This window comes from Rhizobium sp. RU36D (assembly GCF_900176345.1).
GTDB lineage: Bacteria > Pseudomonadota > Alphaproteobacteria > Rhizobiales > Rhizobiaceae > Allorhizobium.
Genome location: NZ_FWXU01000007.1, coordinates 151,658 through 168,098, shown reverse-complemented (window position 1 = coordinate 168,098; position 16,441 = coordinate 151,658). Strand labels below are relative to the sequence as shown.

Here is a 16,441-nt window from a genome sequence, read left to right as displayed (position 1 = left end):
TGAATTGAATGCACTGGAACTGAAAAAAGATCCGGACCGGAGTATCGATGCCCGAAGTCATTTTCAACGGCCCCGCAGGCCGCCTTGAAGGCCGCTACCAGCCCTCGAAGGAGAAGAGCGCGCCGATCGCCATCATCCTGCACCCGCATCCGCAGTTCGGCGGAACGATGAACAACCAGATCGTCTATCAGTTGTTCTATATGTTCCAGAAGCGCGGCTTCACCACTCTCAGGTTCAATTTCCGCGGCATCGGCCGCAGCCAGGGCGAATTCGACCACGGCGCAGGTGAGCTGTCCGACGCGGCGTCTGCGCTGGACTGGGTGCAGACCCTTCATCCTGATTCGAAGAGCTGCTGGGTCGCCGGCTACTCTTTCGGCGCGTGGATCGGCATGCAGCTCCTGATGCGCCGCCCGGAGATCGAGGGCTTCATGTCAATCGCCCCGCAGCCCAACATCTACGACTTCTCGTTCCTCGCCCCTTGCCCGTCATCGGGTCTGATCATCCACGGCGATAGCGACAAGGTCGCGCCGGAAAAGGATGTCCAGGGCCTCGTCGACAAACTGAAGGCACAGAAGGGCATCCTGATCACGCACAAGACAGTGCCGGGCGCCAACCACTTCTTCAACGGCCAGGTGGAAACGCTGCTGGCCGAATGCGAAGACTATCTCGACCGTCGCCTGGAAGGCGATCTGGTTCCGGAACCGGCCGCCAAGCGGATCCGGTAAGATGATCCGGATCGTGGCCGATACAAACGTTGTCGTCAGCGCTTGTATCGGCCGCGGCCCCGCCTCGAAAGTGATCGAGGCGTGTCTCGACGGGCGCTGCAAACCCTACCTTTCTGGCCCGCTCCTTATGGAGTACCGAGACGTTTTCTCCCGCGATGCTCCATTCAAGAACGCACGACTGTCGCTTGCAGAGCGCTGGGACCTTCTTGAGGCGTTTGTTGCTAGGTGCGAATGGGGAATAGCGCATTTCACTTGGCGGCCCAATCTGCGCGATGAGGCCGATAATCACCTGATCGAACTGGCAATTGCGGTGAATGCGCATATACTGGTGACGTCGAATACGCGAGATTTCGCACATGCAGAACTGCGTTTTCCGCATTTGAAAATCGAACTCCCTGAAGAAACGGCAAAGAGGCTTCTTAGATGAACGCGCTGACCATCAATCTGAGCACCGACGTTCAAGAAAAGGTCGATCTCATTGCTATGGAGAAGGGTGTGACACCAGAGGCCCTGCTCTCCGAGATGGCATCCGAAATGGTGCAGCAATATGATGCCTATAAGAGATTTCGAGACATGCAGGAACGCGGCAAGGACAAGATCGACGTGGCGCTCGCTTTGCTTCGGCGCGACTGACCTGCGGCTGCGATTTCAGACTGCGATTTTGGAATGAACCCACCCATGACATTTGATGCCGTCGGCCTGGCGGGTGGCGGAAATCGCTGCTACTGGCAGAGCGGCTTCCTCAAGGCCTTCAGCGAACACCATACGCTCTCTCCACGCTTTTATGTTTCCGTATCGGCAGGCGCCTATCACGGCGCCATGTTTCTCGCGGGCGTCGGCGACCGTGTTCGCGCATCGGCCTTCGCATTCGCCGAGAAAGGGCATTCGGGTGTGGACTGGCGAGCGCTCAGGCGACGGCAATCGCCGCTGGTCGTCGGATCGCTCTTCCGGCAATTGCTGGCCAGCGAATTTGGCGAGGAAGAACTCATGGCGCTAAAGGCGGCCCCGCCGATGCTGATCCAGCTATCCGGGCTTCCGGACTGGATGCCGGGGTCGCTCGGAGCGCTGGGCTCGATCGGTGCATATCAGATCGAGAAGCTTATGACCGACGGGAGCCATTCGAAAGCCGGCGCCCGGATGGGGCTGCGACCCGTGTGGCTCTCGACGCACCATCTGGACTATCCTGGCGAACTGGTAGACGCGTTGATGGCCACGTCTTCGGTACCGCCCTTTATGCCCGTCGGCCGCGTCAGGGGCCGCGCCTATCTCGATGGCGGGCTGGTGGACAATCCGCCCTTGATCAAGCTTCGCGAGGTCGAGGAGAAGGGCTGGAAGACCCTGCTTCTCTCGACCCGATATGGTCGAAGCCCGCCGACCGCGGCGAACCGCACCGTCGTCGGCCCGAGCGAGGACATCCCCGTCAGCAAGTTCGCCGTCGGCGACGCAGCCGGCATCCGGCATGCCTATGAGGTAGGATTGCGGGATGGTTTGGCCTTTGCTCGGCAACAAACCGGATCCTGACCGGCGAACTGAGAACCGCCACGCGTCAAGATTCGTGGCCGATACAGGTGCACATCGGCCAAAACAATGCTAAAGCCGCCCCGCATTTGTGCTGACACAGCGAAAGACTGTCCGTATCCTCAGAAAGACCAGGGTCATGACCAAGTTTAAGTCCGATTTCCTCCACACGCTCGCAGAGCGTGGCTTCATCCACCAGGTTTCCGACGAAACCGGCCTGGACGACCTGCTGACCAAGGAAACCGTGACGGCTTATATCGGTTACGATCCGACAGCCTCCAGCCTCCATGTCGGGCATCTCACCCAGATCATGATGCTGCACTGGTTCCAGGCAACCGGCCACCGGCCGATTTCGCTGATGGGCGGCGGCACGGGCATGGTGGGCGACCCCTCCTTTAAGGAGGAGGCCCGCAAGCTGATGACGGTAGACATGATCGAGGACAACATCACCTCGCTGAAGCATGTCTTCGCCCACTATCTTGATTACGAAAAGACCGGCAACGCCGCGATGATGATCAACAATGCGGAATGGCTGCGTCCGCTGAACTATCTGGAATTCCTGCGCGATGTCGGTCGTCACTTCTCGGTCAACCGCATGCTGTCCTTCGACAGCGTCAAGACGCGGCTCGACCGGGAGCAGTCGCTCTCCTTCCTGGAGTTCAACTACATGATCCTCCAGGCCTACGACTTCGTCGAACTGGCCAAGCGTTATGACTGCCGGCTGCAGATGGGCGGTTCCGACCAGTGGGGCAACATCGTCAACGGCATTGATCTCGGCCACCGCATGGGCACCCAGCAGCTCTACGCGCTGACCTCCCCGCTTCTCACCACGTCATCGGGCGCGAAGATGGGCAAGTCCGCGTCCGGCGCCGTGTGGCTGAACGCGGACCTGATGCCAATCTATGACTTCTGGCAGTATTGGCGCAACACCGAGGACGCGGACGTTATCCGTTTCATGAAGCTCTTCACGACGCTGCCGATGGCAGAGATCGAACGCCTGTCCAAGCTCGGCGGCGCGGAGATCAACGAGGTCAAGAAGATCCTGGCGACGGAAGTAACGGCCATCCTTCATGGTCGGGCGGCGGCCGAGGAAGCAGCAGAAACCGCACGCAAGACCTTCGAGGAAGGCGCCGTTGCGGAAAACCTGCCCTCCGTGGAGATCCCGGCGGCAGAGCTCGAAGCCGGTCTCGGCCTGTTGTCGCTGATCGTGCGCGCCGGTCTGGCCGCATCGAACGGCGAAGCCCGTCGCCATGTGCAGGGTGGCGCCGTGCGCATCAATGACCAGCCTATCGCGGATGAACGCAAGGTGATCGGCAGCGGCGAACTCACCGCCGACAACCTAATCAAGTTGTCCCTGGGCAAGAAGAAGCATATTCTGGTTCGTCCGGCCTGATCGCCGATGTCAGATACAACATGAAACGCCGGCACCTCGCCGGCGTTTCTGCATCTGGATGTCATTGAAACTCGAAGATCTGGCGGAACACACCGGGTGCAATCAGCGACAGCGGATTGATGCTGAGCTTGGGTTTGTCGGTCGGCCCAACTAGCTTGAACGTGATGCCGAGCAGGCCACGGTCGCGACCATTGCCAAGCAGGACCCCGATGACGGGCAGTTCGGCGAATAGTCGGTTCAGCCCGTACGCCGGCATGAACGTACCGGTCATGTCCATATTGCCAGCGGCGTCCCGCAGCATCCCCTGGAACGTGGCACCGACCTGTTCCCCGCGCACCACGCCATTGTCGATCCGCAAGGCCTCGTCGTGATAGACCAGCCGGGCGAAGCCGCGCTGGAACTTGGCCGAACTGACGTCGATATCGCGTTTGACCGCCTTGTTCAGGCTGCGACCGGAGGGGTCGGCCGGTGTCGAGACGATCGATTGCAAGCGCTCTTCATTGTCGATCCGAAAATTGCGGACATCAATGGAGCCCACCCAGGGGCCGTTATTGGTCCCATTCAGCTTGAGGTTGACCAACCCGCCCTGCATATGCCGGTAGATATCGGCAAAACGTGCGACGGCGCCTGCATCGCTGCTTGTCAGCGAAAGCGTGCTGTCGCCACCCTCCCCGCGCATCTGCGCCACGACAGCCTGCTTGCTATCGGTCACCGCCGACAGATCGACCGCCGACACCTTCCCGCCGCGCGAGACATAACGGAGCGACAGGTTCGAAAGGGTCTCGTCGTGAAAGCCGACCGCCCGCTCCAGTTTGGCGTCAATCTTGCCCGTGAACTTGCTGGACTGCGACTTTCCACCGTCGCCAGAGCTCTTTAGCTTGCCAAAAATCGAGCGCAGATCGGCTGACTTGCCGCTGAGGCTGATCTGGTAATTGCCTTTGTTTTGATTGAGCGAGAGGGCAAAATCATCCGCCGGCGACAGTTGCACCCGAGGCAGGTCGGCAGACACCAGTCCAGCCTTGTTGACGACAAAACGACCATCGGCGCCGAAGCCATCGCCCTTCAGCGAAAAGTTGTCGACATGGGTGACGCCATCGATGTCCTTCATCTCGAATTGCGTCTTGGCGGCAACGCCTTTGCCCTTGCTCCACCCAACCCATGGCACGGTCAGGCTGGCACGGCTAAGATCGGTCACCACAGCCTGGCGCTTCTCATCGATGCGGGTCAGTTCCAGCTCGATCGGGCCATCGATCACGCCTTCAAGCCCCGGCACCAGCCTGTTGCGGTCGGCATCATCGAGCTTGAGCTTGACCAGTCGTTCACGGGCGACCGGAGAGCCCTTTTCGATCGGTTCGGTAAGGGTCACCTCCATCGGCATGCCATCGACCTCGCCCTTGCCCTCCAGTCGAGCAGCAGCCGGATCGATGGACAAGGTTCCCGACAGGGCAGACACTTTCCGGCCGTCGAACTCGCGCGCCAGAGCCACGTCGTTCAGTTGCACCTCGGCCTTCCAATCCGGATCAGGCGGATGCTGCGATCGGATCAGGCCGAGCCGCAGATCGACCTTGGCCTTGACGTGGCCGCTGAGGTCCTCTGCCGAAAAGCCGGTTCGCTGCAAGGCGTTGATCGGCTGATAGGAAACCAGTTCCCCGACAGCCGCAGCCTCGCCAGAGACGGCAACGCTGATGTCGGCCATCAACGGCTTCGTGTAGGTAGAGGCAATGCCGATCTGCGCGCTTTCGACCTTCACGCTTCGGTTCGATCCGAAATAGGACGTGCCGCCCGTAACGTTCACGGCCAGGGTCTCGCCTTGCAGCAGAAGATGACCGCTGGTGTCGCGCACCGGCGGGATATCCCCGGCAATATTCATGCGGGCATTCTCGATATCGAATTCCACCCGCAGTTCATCGCCACGCAATTCGAGCGGATGCGGCTCGACCGTCAGGCGGCCGGAGGGGATGTGAACGTCGATCGACCCATTTCGAATGGTCCCGCCAAACAGGTTGGCGAACACCCATTGCCTGGGTTTCGCCGCCATCCAATAGGGCCATAGCTGCTTGACCATGCCGGTCTGCATTTGCGGAATTTGCGCGTTGAACCGGATGTCAGGCGATGGGTTTGCCATCGAAACCCGCAGCTTGCCGTTGAGATTTCCCGACGGCGTCTGCGCCGTCAATTCCGTTACATCGATCAGCTTCTCCTCGTGAAGATAGCGCCCGAACAGCTTGAGGGAAAAGGGAAACGGCGCTTCGCCGGCAGCGGGCGCATCCGCCCAGGCGTCGTTCACCAGGAAATCAATTCCGAAGCCCGATTTGCCACCGCGTTCCAAACGGTCGAGGTCGATCAGACCGCCGGAAAATGGCACGCGCATCGGTCCGAATTCGATTTCGGACGGCATCAGTTCGATCGTGTCCTTGGAAAAGTCATAGGCCAGCGCGATGTCAGCGCGACCGACGGCCTGCGGCACCGCGTCGAAATAGAACATGCCGTCGCGGCTGGAAATCGAGGCGCTGATGCCGGGGGCGGCCCCGTTGAGCGCCCGTCTGGCCCGAATGTTCAAGGACGCGGCACCCGCATATCCCTGGCGAATTTCTCCCGCCTTGTCTCGGCGCAGCATGAAGGGCGAAAGCTCGATGGAATCAAAAGTCGCCGACAGCGCCTGCGTCTTTTCGCCCACATGATCGGCGTCCACGCGAAACTCGGTGTCGTTGCCGGCGAAGGAGACGACGCCGGACAGGGCGAGCCCTTGCGCGCTGCTGCGCATCAATTGCAAGTCATCGACCGTGAGCGGCTTTGGCGATCCATCCTGGGCCACCAGCCCCACGGCAACCCGGTTCAGCTTGAGACTGTCGGTTCCGCTTCTGCGCATGAAGGAGGCGGCCTGATCGAGCCACGAGAAGCCTTGCTCAAGCGTTCCGGGAATGGCGTCGATCCGCAGTTTCGACAGGTCGATGGGCGCGTTGCCCGAGGAGAGAAGCGATGAATCCAGCGCAATGCCATCTGCCTCGATCTGGCTGATGGACACCTGTCCGCTGAGCAGCGAGACGGGATCCAGCATGATCCGCAGGATCTCGGTTCTGGATACTTCCTCGCCCGAAGTGACATTGGTGACGGCGACATCGCGCGCCTCGACAGCAAGATGCAGATTGCCCGAGAAGCGTGTGGCGCTCGACCCGATGGACACCCGGAAGTCCGGCGCCATGGCTGCATTGAGTGCGGACTGAGCGCCTGACGACAGGCTCCGGTCAAGCATGCCGCTCTCGAGTGCCGACACTGCGGCGGCAACCAGCAGGCCGATAAGGAGGAAAAGCCCACCATAGAACCGCAAGACCCTGCGGACAATGGACCGGCGCACCGGAGGACACTTCACGACAAGGCGATCCGCCACCTGCGAGGACGGCAGGTCGCCGAGGGAAACAATATCTTTCCTGCGGAAGTTCAGCTTCTCGCTGCGGAGATCTCCCATCCCGTCTCGTCTATTCTCCAAATGGCCGCATTCACACGAAGCCCGTCCGCATGGGCTGGACGATTACCGCTCCCGCACTATAACGCTACTCGACGCGCTATACATACACAAAACCGGCAAAAGAAAGGTCTTATCGTGAGCGAGCTTTCGATCGGCGACGCAGCACCCGCATTTTCCCTGCCAAGCAATGGCGGAGGCACCTTGTCCCTGGCTAACCTCGCCGGGAAAAAGGTGGTTTTGTATTTCTATCCGAAGGATGACACGAGCGGCTGCACCGCCGAGGCGGTTGCCTTTACCGCGCTTGCCTCGGACTTCGAACAAGCCAACGCCGTCGTGATCGGCATTTCGCCCGATTCTGTGAAAAGCCACGACAAGTTTGCCGCCAAGCACAATCTGACGGTGGCACTCGCCGCGGACGAAGACAAGGTCGCATGCCAGGCCTATGGCGTGTGGAAAGAAAAAAGCATGTACGGCAAGACTTACATGGGTGTCGAGCGCAGCACGTTCCTGATCGACCCCGCGGGCAAGATTGCCGCGATCTGGCCGAAGGTGAAGGTGCCAGGGCATGCTGAAGTCGTGCTCCAGGCCGTGCGCGCGCTGTGACAGGCATCGCTGATACCCGCCATAGGTTTCCGGCCGTCTCGACGCTGCGGGCCGGCGCTGCCATGGCCGTGGCCGAGACGGATCTCGACCTGAAGACCGGCCTGACCCGAGATCTGGCCCGGCGCTGGCGCGAGCGGCGGCTGTCGCTGCGCTCGCCGCTGGATCCTCGGGTTCCAGACCGTCCCGGGCGACCGGACAAGCCTGTGCTGGTGCCGCCCAAGGATACCGACAAGCGCTCGCTGCATACGCCCGCCGGCCGAATCGCCATGCTGCACGCGCTCGCCCATATCGAATTAAACGCCGTCGACCTGGCGCTGGATATCGTCGCGCGCTTTGCGGACCAGCCGGTGCCGCTCTCCTTCTTTGAGGGCTGGATGATGGTTGCCGACGAGGAAGCCAAGCATTTCGGCCTGGTCCGCGACAGGCTGCGCAGCCTGGGTGCCGATTACGGCGACCTGCCGGCTCATGACGGTCTATGGCAGGCCGCTCACCAGACGCGTTCGGACCTGACAGCGCGTTTGGCGGTGGTGCCGCTGATTCTCGAAGCACGCGGCCTTGATGTCACGCCTTCGCTCCAGGCAAAGATGCGCGAGACCGGCGATACGGAAAGCGCCGACGTGCTGAAAGTGATCTACGACGACGAAAAGGGACACGTCGCCGTGGGAGCGAAGTGGTTCCGCTTCCTTTGCGCGCGCGAAGGCAAGGACCCGGCCCTGACCTTCCAGAAACTGGTCCGCGAAAACTTCCGCGGCGCGCTGAAACCGCCGTTCAACGATGTGGCGCGTGCGGCTGCCGGTTTGACACCCTCCTTCTACCGCTCGCTGACTGCCACAAGCCACGCTTGAGTGCCGCTTTCACCTGCAAATGCTGGATTTCCGCCGCGACACCATGCTCGCGCAAGGAATTATTAACCATAATGATTTCTAATCGCCTGATCTGAACGCATCCGCCGACGGCGGGCTCGGCGCAGCCACAAGCCTTGCGGCGCAAGTATTCGAGCGGCCTCCCTGGTGCCGGGCAGACAGAGGGTGGGCGAGTAGGAGAATTGTGGTGAGCAAGGCAGAAAACCGGGTTTTCGGAAAACGCCGCCAGCAGCATATCATCATCCTCGCCAGCGGTGAAAAAGTCCGCCACATGACGATTCGGCCGTGGATGGCCGCTCTCGGAGCCTCCTTCATCGGCGTCGTCGCCATCGGCTATCTGGCCGCCACCTCCTACCTGGTCCTGCGTGACAACCTGATTGGTGCCACCATGGCCCGCCAGGCGCGCATGCAGCACGAATATGAAGACCGCATTGCCGCGCTGCGGGCGCAGGTGGATCGCGTCACCTCGCGGCAGTTGCTCGACCAGCAACTCGTCGAGGACAAGGTGGAAAAACTCCTGGCGCAGCAAATGGCGCTCACCACCCGTCACGGCAAGCTCGATTCGCTGTTGGACCGCGCCACCGAATCGGGCGTCATCGCTCCCACCATTCCCGTGCCGACGGACAATCCGGCAAAGGCTGCGGATCACGCCAGCGTCTCGGGCGGCCTCGGCGCCATCGACGCGCTGCTCGGCAAGACGGCGTCGAAGGCCACGGGCAAGGAAAACCGGGCGCTCGGTTATGCGCCGCTGCGTGAAACGACGGCCGATCGCGCCGACCGTGTGTTTTCCAAGGTGACCCTGTCGCTGAAGAACATCGAGCGCCAGCAGATGGATCGCATCCAGAAACTGACCATCGGCGCCAGCGAAACCGCGTCGGCGATCGAAAATATCCTGCAGCGGACCGGTATCGACATCCCCACGGAAGACAGTGCAGACGCCATGGGCGGCCCCTATCTGGCACCCTCGCTGGGCAGCAATTTTGAGACGTCCCTCGACAATCTGGATACTGCGCTCAACCGCCTGGACTCAATGCGCCAGACAGCGCGCCGCCTTCCCTACTCCAATCCGGCGCCGGGCAAACCGATCACCAGCCGATTCGGCAACCGAATCGACCCATTCCTCGGACGGCTCGCCATGCATGCAGGGATCGATTTCCGCGCCGTGACCGGCGGTGAAGTCCGCAGCTCGGGCGGCGGCACCGTGACGACGGCAGGCCCATCAGGCGGCTACGGCAACATGGTGGAAATAGACCATGGCTTCGGGATCTCCACGCGCTACGGCCACCTCTCGCGCATCCTCGTCAAGGAAGGCCAGACCGTGACATCGGGCGACCTGATCGGGCTCGCCGGCAGCACCGGCCGCTCCACCGGCCCTCACCTTCACTACGAGATCCGCCGCAATGGCGATGCCATCGATCCGATGCATTTTCTCAATGCCGGCATGAAACTCGACACATTGCTCGATTGATAGCCCGGGCGCGCCCGACAAACCGTGCCGCAGCCATAGTTATGTCAGGATCCGGCGTCACAATCATCGCCAGTGCTACAAGCCGTTAATCTTGCGGCGAGACTTCCAACGTTCACGACGGCACTTTCCTTGACTTTCCGGCGTTTTGGCACTAAGCCGCGCTTGCATTGTCGCGTTCAAGACGACCAATCACTCAGTTCGCAAGAACAGAACGGATATAGATTTCCCTTTGACCACTTTTGCTGACCTTGGCCTGAGCCAAAAAGTACTATCGGCCGTCACGGACGCCGGCTACACGCAACCGACGCCGATCCAGGCGGGTGCAATTCCGCCAGCGCTGCAGCGACGCGATATCTGCGGGATCGCGCAGACCGGTACGGGTAAGACAGCATCCTTCGTATTGCCGATGCTGACCCTGCTGGAAACCGGCCGCGCCCGCGCCCGCATGCCGCGCACGCTCATTCTTGAGCCGACCCGCGAGCTGGCAGCCCAGGTTGCTGAAAACTTTGACAAATACGGCAAGAATCACCGGTTGAACGTCGCGCTGCTGATCGGCGGCGTATCCTTCGAGGATCAGAACAAGAAGCTGGAACGGGGCGCAGACGTGCTGATCTGCACGCCGGGCCGCCTGCTCGACCACTGCGAGCGTGGCAAGCTGTTGATGACCGGTGTCGAGATCCTCGTGATCGACGAAGCCGACCGCATGCTGGACATGGGCTTCATCCCGGATATCGAACGAATCGCCAAGATGATCCCGTTCACCCGGCAGACGCTGTTCTTCTCTGCAACGATGCCGCCGGAGATCCAGAAGCTTGCCGACAAGTTTCTGCAGAATCCCGAACGAATCGAAGTCGCCAAGCCGTCGTCCACCGCCATCACGGTGTCGCAGCGCCTCGTTGCCTCCCATCACAAGGATTACGAAAAGCGCGCTGCTCTGCGCGATCTGATCCGGGCAGAAGAGGCCGATATCAAGAACGCGATCATCTTCTGCAACCGCAAGAAGGACGTGGCTGACCTCTTCCGCTCGCTCGAGCGTCATGGCTTTTCGGTCGGCGCCCTGCATGGGGACATGGACCAGCGGTCGAGAACCGCGATGCTTGCCAACTTCAAGGATGGCAATATCAAGCTCCTGGTCGCCTCTGATGTCGCCGCCCGTGGCCTCGACATTCCCGATGTGAGCCATGTTTTCAACTTCGATGTCCCGATTCACGCTGAAGACTACGTGCACCGGATCGGCCGTACCGGTCGTGCAGGCCGCTCCGGTCGCGCCTTCATGCTCGTGACCCGTTCCGATGCAAAACATCTCGATGCGATCGAAAAGCTGATCGTCAAGAAGATCGAATGGCATGCCGGAGACCTGTCCGAGCTTGGCCCGGCCGCAGAAAGCCACGACGACGGAAAGCGTCGCAATGAGCGTGGCGGACGCAGCCGCTCCGAGCGCGGGGATCGCGGTGACAGCCGCCGGTCTTCCAGTCACAAAACCGACACCAAAACAGAAGAAAACAGTGTTGTTGTCATCGAGGAAACAGCTCAAACAGGGGCGGATAGCGTGAAACCAGAACGCAGGGCAGACAGGAAGCCGCAGCAGGGCAATCGCAACAGCCGGCCCAATCCTGCCAATGACGATCACCGCGAACAGCGTCGTCGCCACTATCGCGACCACGATGATGGTCCGACCCCGATCGGCTTCGGCGACGAAATTCCGGCCTTCATGCTGATCGTGGCCAACGCCAAGGGCTGACCGAGCCAATGGGTGTTCCAGGAATCGACTTCCCCGGTGTCGGCGTCGGGCTCGCCATTCTGCGCGATGGCAAGCTCCTGCTTTACAAGCGGATGAAGGCGCCGGAGGCGGGTTTCTGGAACATCGTCGGCGGCAAGGTGGATCACCTCGAACCTGCCGAACAGGCAGCCCGCCGCGAAGCCGAGGAAGAAAGCGGTCTGACGATCGGCGCCATCACTTATGTCGGAATGACCGAGCAGATCATCGCCGCCGACGGACAGCACTGGGTGTCGTTGCTCTACAAGACCGAGGATGTTTCCGGCGAGCCGCAACTTGTCGAACCCGACAAGCTCTCCGATTTCGGCTGGTTCGACCTTGATGATCTGCCGCAGCCGCTGTCGGCCTTCACCTCATCAATTCTTCGCTTTCTTCGCTGACCGCGAGCCCTTCTTGGCAGCCTCTGACCTGACTGCGGCCTCGTAAGCCAGCCTCACCCATTTTGCCATTTCGTCAGGATCGTCATAGGCATCCTCCGGAATGTTCCAGTAGGGCATCATCACGGTTTTCCGGTCCTTGACGTCGTAGCCCCATTGTTGCGCGCCAGCGACAGCGAAGGCCGGCGCCGAGATGGCATCTGCCTTGAGCAGGATCTGACCGTCAACCTCCAGGGCGACAATCAAGCCTTGATGATAAATCCCCTTGCCGCCGAACATGCGCTTGATGCTGACGGAGCCAAGGCTGCAAAACATCTCCTCGATCGCATCCTTATCCATGGTCATGACTTCAGCACGCCGCCCGCGGCGAGAACAGCTTCCGGCGTATCGACGTCGAGATGGGCGGCGGCCCCGATTTCCACATCGATCACCTCAAGGCCGGATGTCTCGATAAGAGCCCGCGCGCCGATATCGCCTTCGAGCTTCATCAGCGCCGAGAAGGTCGAGCGCGGCAGTATGACGGGATTGCCGCGCTTGCCGTCGGCGACCGCCCGCACGATTGCCCGCCCGCCCATGCGCCGGAAAGCGCCAAACAGGGCTTCGAGGTCGGCAACACTCACCCCGGGCATATCGGCGAGCATGATCATCACCCCGTCCATATCTCGTTTGCCCAGCGACGCCAGGCCCGACCGGATGGAACTCGCCATGCCCGAGCTATAGTCAGGATTGTCGCAGGTTTCGACCGGAAGCCCCTCCACCGCGCTCAGAATATCGGCGCCGCGATAGCCCGTCACCAGGATGACAGGTCCCTCGCAGGCATCCAGCGCGCGCTCTGCCATCCGCCGCACTAGGGGCACGCCCTCAAACTCCGCCAGTAGCTTGTGCCGTCCGCCCTCACCCATGCGGCTTGCCTTGCCGGCCGCAAGCAACAGGACCGCCATGCGCAGACCGCCCTGCCCGTCTGAAACCTTTGCGCGCGGCATCGGCCGGGTTGGAATCTCCATCAGCAAACCTCCTACGCCGAGACCTGTCAAAGCATGCGAATCGGGCATGTCTCCAGCCAGGATGCGCGTGAGCACCCAGTCGAAGCCGTTCTCCTTCGGCGACCGGGCACAGCCGGGAGCGCCGATGACAGGCACCCCTCCAACCATTCCCAGCACCAGCAGGTTCCCCGGATCGACGGGCAGGCCCACCTGCGTCACGTCTCCACCCGCCAGTCGGATTGCCGCGGGGATGACATCCTCTGGATCACAAACTGCCGAGGCGCCGAAGACCACCACCATCTGCGGAGCCTCTGGAGGCTCGGAAAGCGCACGTGTGATGGCCGTGGCAACCGCCTCAGCATCATGCGCCACGCGGATCTCGCGTCGCAGCCTGCTTCCGGAAGGAGCGAGCCGTTGTTCCAGCAGGCGCGCAGTCTTGTCCATCACGGACGGCTTCAGCGAGGGCAGTTCGGTAGCGACCAGCGTGACATCATGCGGGACAAACGGCTTGACCGCAAAAGGAAAGGCCTCGGCCAAGACGCGGCGGGCGGCCTCCACCTTTTCGCCGGATACCGCCAAGGGGATAATCTTCAAGGTGGCGACCATGTCGCCCTTCATCACGGCCACATGGTCCGCCAGGCAGGCCAGGGTCAGGGCGGGGTCGATCCGGTTGAACTTGTCGATCAGCGCCTTGTCGGCGACGAACATACCGTTTTCCGTGGCGTGGATATTGACGCGGCCCGTGGTGGCCGGGGTGAGCCTGAGATGATCACCCTCGATCGCCTTGGCCAGCACCTCCGCGGCATCATCCTCCTGCAGGTCTCCCGCCTCCAGTCGGGCGACGATGACGGTGGTCAGCCCGGCATCGGCGAGGCGCGCGACATCGCCAGCCGAAAGCACTGTGCCCTTGGAAATGCGGCCATCGGCCAGACGCGCGGCATGGGCGAGAATTGCGCCCTCGGCTTCCGATATCGGCACCGGGCCGAAGATCATGCGACTATCTCCGTGACATCTGACCGCTTGCGCCGCCTGAGGGCCTGGATGATATCGGCAAGAACCGACACGGCAATTTCCGCCGGGGTCGCAGCGCCGATATCCAGGCCGATGGGGGCGGATATCCGCCCGATCTGCTCCATCGTCAGGCCTTCCGCCAGAAGACGTTCCACCCGCCTGCCATGGGTCTTCCGGCTGCCCAGCGCCCCAACATAGAAGCAGCCGGCGCGCAGGGCCTCGATGATCGGGAAATCGTCGATCTTGGGATCATGCGTCACCGCCACCAGCGCCGTATAGGCATCCAGCGGCCGGCCCTTCAGCGCATCCTCCGGCCAGTCGGCCACAAGGTCGGCGCCGGCAAAGCGTTCAGGGGTGGCAAAGGCGGTCCGGGGATCGATCACGCGCATATCGAACCCGGCAACCGGCGCCATCACCTGAAGCGCCTGGGTGATGTGCACGGCACCGATGACGACGATGCTCGGCGGCGGCAGGTGCACGTTTAGGAACAGGGTCTGCCCCTCGATTTCGACCGAACCTGACGTGCCTGAGCCAAAACGACGGCCGAGCTCGGCACCCAAGGCGCCATCCAACGGCTCGCCTTCAATGACAAGGCGGTCGGCTCCGGTGGAGAGGTCCGTCACCAGGATACAGGCCTGGCGCTGATGACGTGCCTTGTTCAGGCGAGCAAGGTTTTCGAGATTCATCAGCCGAGCCTTTCCACATAGACCCTGATCCGCCCGCCACAGGACAGGCCGACGCGCCAGGCCGTCTCGTCCGCAACGCCGAATTCGAGCATCTTGGCCTTCCCCGCCTCAAGCACCTCGAGCGCCTCGGTGATGACGGCGCCTTCGACGCAGCCGCCCGACACCGAACCATGGAAATTGCCCTCGCCGTCGATGACGAGATGGCTCCCCACAGGCCGTGGCGCCGAGCCCCAGGTTTCGACCACCGTCGCGATGGCAACGGAACGTCCGTCGTGTTTCCAGCTCTCTGCAACGGCAAGCGGGTCCAGAGTATCGATATCTGACATCAGTCTGTCCTCAAGGTCTGAAGGAAGCGACGCAAGTCGCCATCCGATGAGCGCCCAACAGCCAGGGCCCTGGCCAGGTCGCCCAGAGAGTTTAGATTGTGCACGGAACGGAACTCGTCAACATGCGGCAGCATGGCCCGCACGCCTCTCGCCTTCGCCTCGAACCCGTCGAACCTGAGCAAGGGGTTGAGCCAAACCAGGCGCCGGCACGAGCGATGCAGCCGGTCCATCTCATGGGAAAGCTGCCCAACCTCATCGCGCTCCAGGCCATCGGTGATCAGGAGCACCACCGCACCCTGCCCCAACACACGCCGCGACCAGGTGCGGTTGAACTCATGCAGCACCTCGCCGATGCGCGTGCCTCCCGACCAGTCGCGCACCAGCCGCGTGCACTCCGCCAGGGCGTCGTCCGGATCACGGTTCTTCATCTGGCGGCTAACATTGGAGAGCCGCGTGCCAAACAGGAAGGTGTGCACCCGACGGCGCTTCTCGGTCAGCACATGCAGGAAATGCAGGAACACCCGCGTATATTGGCTCATCGAGCCGGATATATCGGCCAGCACCACCAGCGGCGGATGCATTTCGCGCCGGGCGCGGTAGCGCGGCAGTATGAGCTTGCCGCCGGATCTCAGCGCTCCGCGCATGGTTGCCCGCGGATCGATCCTGACGGGACGATGCGACGGCGCGAAGCGCCGCACCTTGACCCTGTCCAACGGCAGAACCAGGCGCTCCATCTCGCGACGCGCCAGCGCCAGTTCCTGCGCCGACATCTGGGCAAAATCCATGGCCCGCAGCACCTCATTGCCTGACGTGGTGAACCGGGCATCGACCTCAATGTCGGGATCGTCCTTTTCCGTCTGGCGACGCTGGCGCTCGGCATAGAGTGCATCGCTGACACGCGACGCGCCGGCTTTCGCCTTTTCCTTCTCGCGCGCGTCCGCCGCCACCGGCGACATCATCGCGATCATCTTGGCGACGAGATCACGGGATCGCCAGAAAATCCGAAAGGCTTCATCGAATACCGGCTGGTCCTCATGCCGCTTGACGAAGATCGAGGACAAGGCCGCATGAAACTCGTCACGACTGCCGATGCCGATGACGTCGACAGCCTCGATCGCATCGGCCACCGCACCCGGCCCGGGCTTCAATCCGGCCTTGCGCAGCACACGCGCAAAAAACACGATGTTGTCGGCAAACCGCCCGTCACCCATGCCGACCGGCGCAACCACCAGCCCGTCCGAAGCG

General features: G+C 61.8%; 16 protein-coding genes. 10 read left to right on the top strand and 6 right to left on the bottom strand.

Going from position 1 to position 16,441, the window contains the following annotated elements; translation table 11 throughout:
* Positions 1-47: 47 nt before the first annotated feature.
* From B9A97_RS11265 to tyrS, 5 genes are all read left to right on the top strand, one after another.
* Positions 48-725 carry an alpha/beta hydrolase gene (locus B9A97_RS11265; RefSeq protein WP_084365418.1) on the top strand — a complete coding sequence of 226 codons (678 nt, stop codon included), beginning with the start codon at positions 48-50 and terminating at the stop codon, positions 723-725.
* A 1-nt stretch (position 726) separates the two neighbouring features.
* Positions 727-1,152 carry a putative toxin-antitoxin system toxin component, PIN family gene (locus B9A97_RS11260; RefSeq protein ID WP_084365417.1) on the top strand — a complete coding sequence of 142 codons (426 nt, stop codon included), beginning with the start codon at positions 727-729 and terminating at the stop codon, positions 1,150-1,152.
* Complete coding sequence (locus B9A97_RS11255; RefSeq protein WP_084365416.1) at positions 1,149-1,358, top strand: hypothetical protein; 210 nt, start codon at positions 1,149-1,151, stop codon at positions 1,356-1,358. Before B9A97_RS11260 ends, B9A97_RS11255 begins: the two co-directional genes overlap by 4 nt.
* A gap of 45 nt (positions 1,359-1,403) precedes the next feature.
* Complete coding sequence (locus B9A97_RS11250; protein WP_084365415.1) at positions 1,404-2,246, top strand: patatin-like phospholipase family protein; 843 nt, start codon at positions 1,404-1,406, stop codon at positions 2,244-2,246.
* Between the two features lie 136 nt (positions 2,247-2,382).
* Positions 2,383-3,636, top strand: coding sequence for a tyrosine--tRNA ligase (gene tyrS / locus B9A97_RS11245; RefSeq protein ID WP_084365414.1), 1,254 nt, complete (start codon positions 2,383-2,385; stop codon positions 3,634-3,636).
* Between the two features lie 61 nt (positions 3,637-3,697).
* Here tyrS and B9A97_RS11240 read toward each other — a convergent pair whose 3' ends face one another.
* Entirely contained in the window at positions 3,698-7,102 is a 3,405-nt protein-coding gene (locus tag B9A97_RS11240) for a YhdP family protein (RefSeq protein WP_084365413.1), read from the bottom strand.
* A 135-nt stretch (positions 7,103-7,237) separates the two neighbouring features.
* On the opposite strand from B9A97_RS11240, the gene bcp reads away from it, so the two are divergent.
* The 5 genes from bcp (at position 7,238) to B9A97_RS11215 (ending at position 12,193) form a co-directional block, all read left to right on the top strand.
* Complete coding sequence (gene bcp, locus B9A97_RS11235) at positions 7,238-7,705, top strand: thioredoxin-dependent thiol peroxidase (protein ID WP_084365412.1); 468 nt, start codon at positions 7,238-7,240, stop codon at positions 7,703-7,705.
* Between the two features lie 62 nt (positions 7,706-7,767).
* Positions 7,768-8,550, top strand: a complete 783-nt coding sequence (locus B9A97_RS11230; protein WP_084365543.1) for a ferritin-like domain-containing protein — start codon at positions 7,768-7,770, stop codon at positions 8,548-8,550.
* Between the two features lie 202 nt (positions 8,551-8,752).
* The gene (locus B9A97_RS11225) at positions 8,753-10,036 is read left to right on the top strand and encodes a M23 family metallopeptidase (protein WP_084365411.1); all 1,284 of its coding nucleotides are present in this window, start codon (positions 8,753-8,755) and stop codon (positions 10,034-10,036) included.
* Positions 10,037-10,265: 229 nt separating this feature from the next.
* Positions 10,266-11,777, top strand: coding sequence for a DEAD/DEAH box helicase (locus B9A97_RS11220; protein WP_084365410.1), 1,512 nt, complete (start codon positions 10,266-10,268; stop codon positions 11,775-11,777).
* Between the two features lie 8 nt (positions 11,778-11,785).
* The gene (locus tag B9A97_RS11215; protein WP_084365409.1) at positions 11,786-12,193 is read left to right on the top strand and encodes an NUDIX domain-containing protein; all 408 of its coding nucleotides are present in this window, start codon (positions 11,786-11,788) and stop codon (positions 12,191-12,193) included.
* On the opposite strand, the gene B9A97_RS11210 is transcribed toward B9A97_RS11215, so the two are convergent.
* From B9A97_RS11210 to B9A97_RS11190, 5 genes are read right to left on the bottom strand one after another with little or no spacing between them, the layout of a single operon-like run.
* Entirely contained in the window at positions 12,170-12,529 is a 360-nt protein-coding gene (locus tag B9A97_RS11210; protein WP_084365408.1) for a TfoX/Sxy family protein, read from the bottom strand. The two genes, B9A97_RS11215 and B9A97_RS11210, sit on opposite strands and share 24 nt — an antisense overlap.
* A gap of 2 nt (positions 12,530-12,531) precedes the next feature.
* Positions 12,532-14,166, bottom strand: coding sequence for an NTP transferase domain-containing protein (locus tag B9A97_RS11205; protein WP_084365407.1), 1,635 nt, complete (start codon positions 14,164-14,166; stop codon positions 12,532-12,534).
* Complete coding sequence (locus tag B9A97_RS11200; protein ID WP_084365406.1) at positions 14,163-14,870, bottom strand: XdhC family protein; 708 nt, start codon at positions 14,868-14,870, stop codon at positions 14,163-14,165. Before B9A97_RS11200 ends, B9A97_RS11205 begins: the two co-directional genes overlap by 4 nt.
* Entirely contained in the window at positions 14,870-15,196 is a 327-nt protein-coding gene (locus B9A97_RS11195) for an XdhC family protein (RefSeq protein ID WP_084365405.1), read from the bottom strand. Before B9A97_RS11195 ends, B9A97_RS11200 begins: the two co-directional genes overlap by 1 nt.
* Positions 15,196-16,407, bottom strand: coding sequence for a vWA domain-containing protein (locus B9A97_RS11190; RefSeq protein WP_084365542.1), 1,212 nt, complete (start codon positions 16,405-16,407; stop codon positions 15,196-15,198). The genes B9A97_RS11195 and B9A97_RS11190 overlap by 1 nt, the downstream gene beginning before the upstream one ends.
* Positions 16,408-16,441: the final 34 nt, after the last annotated feature.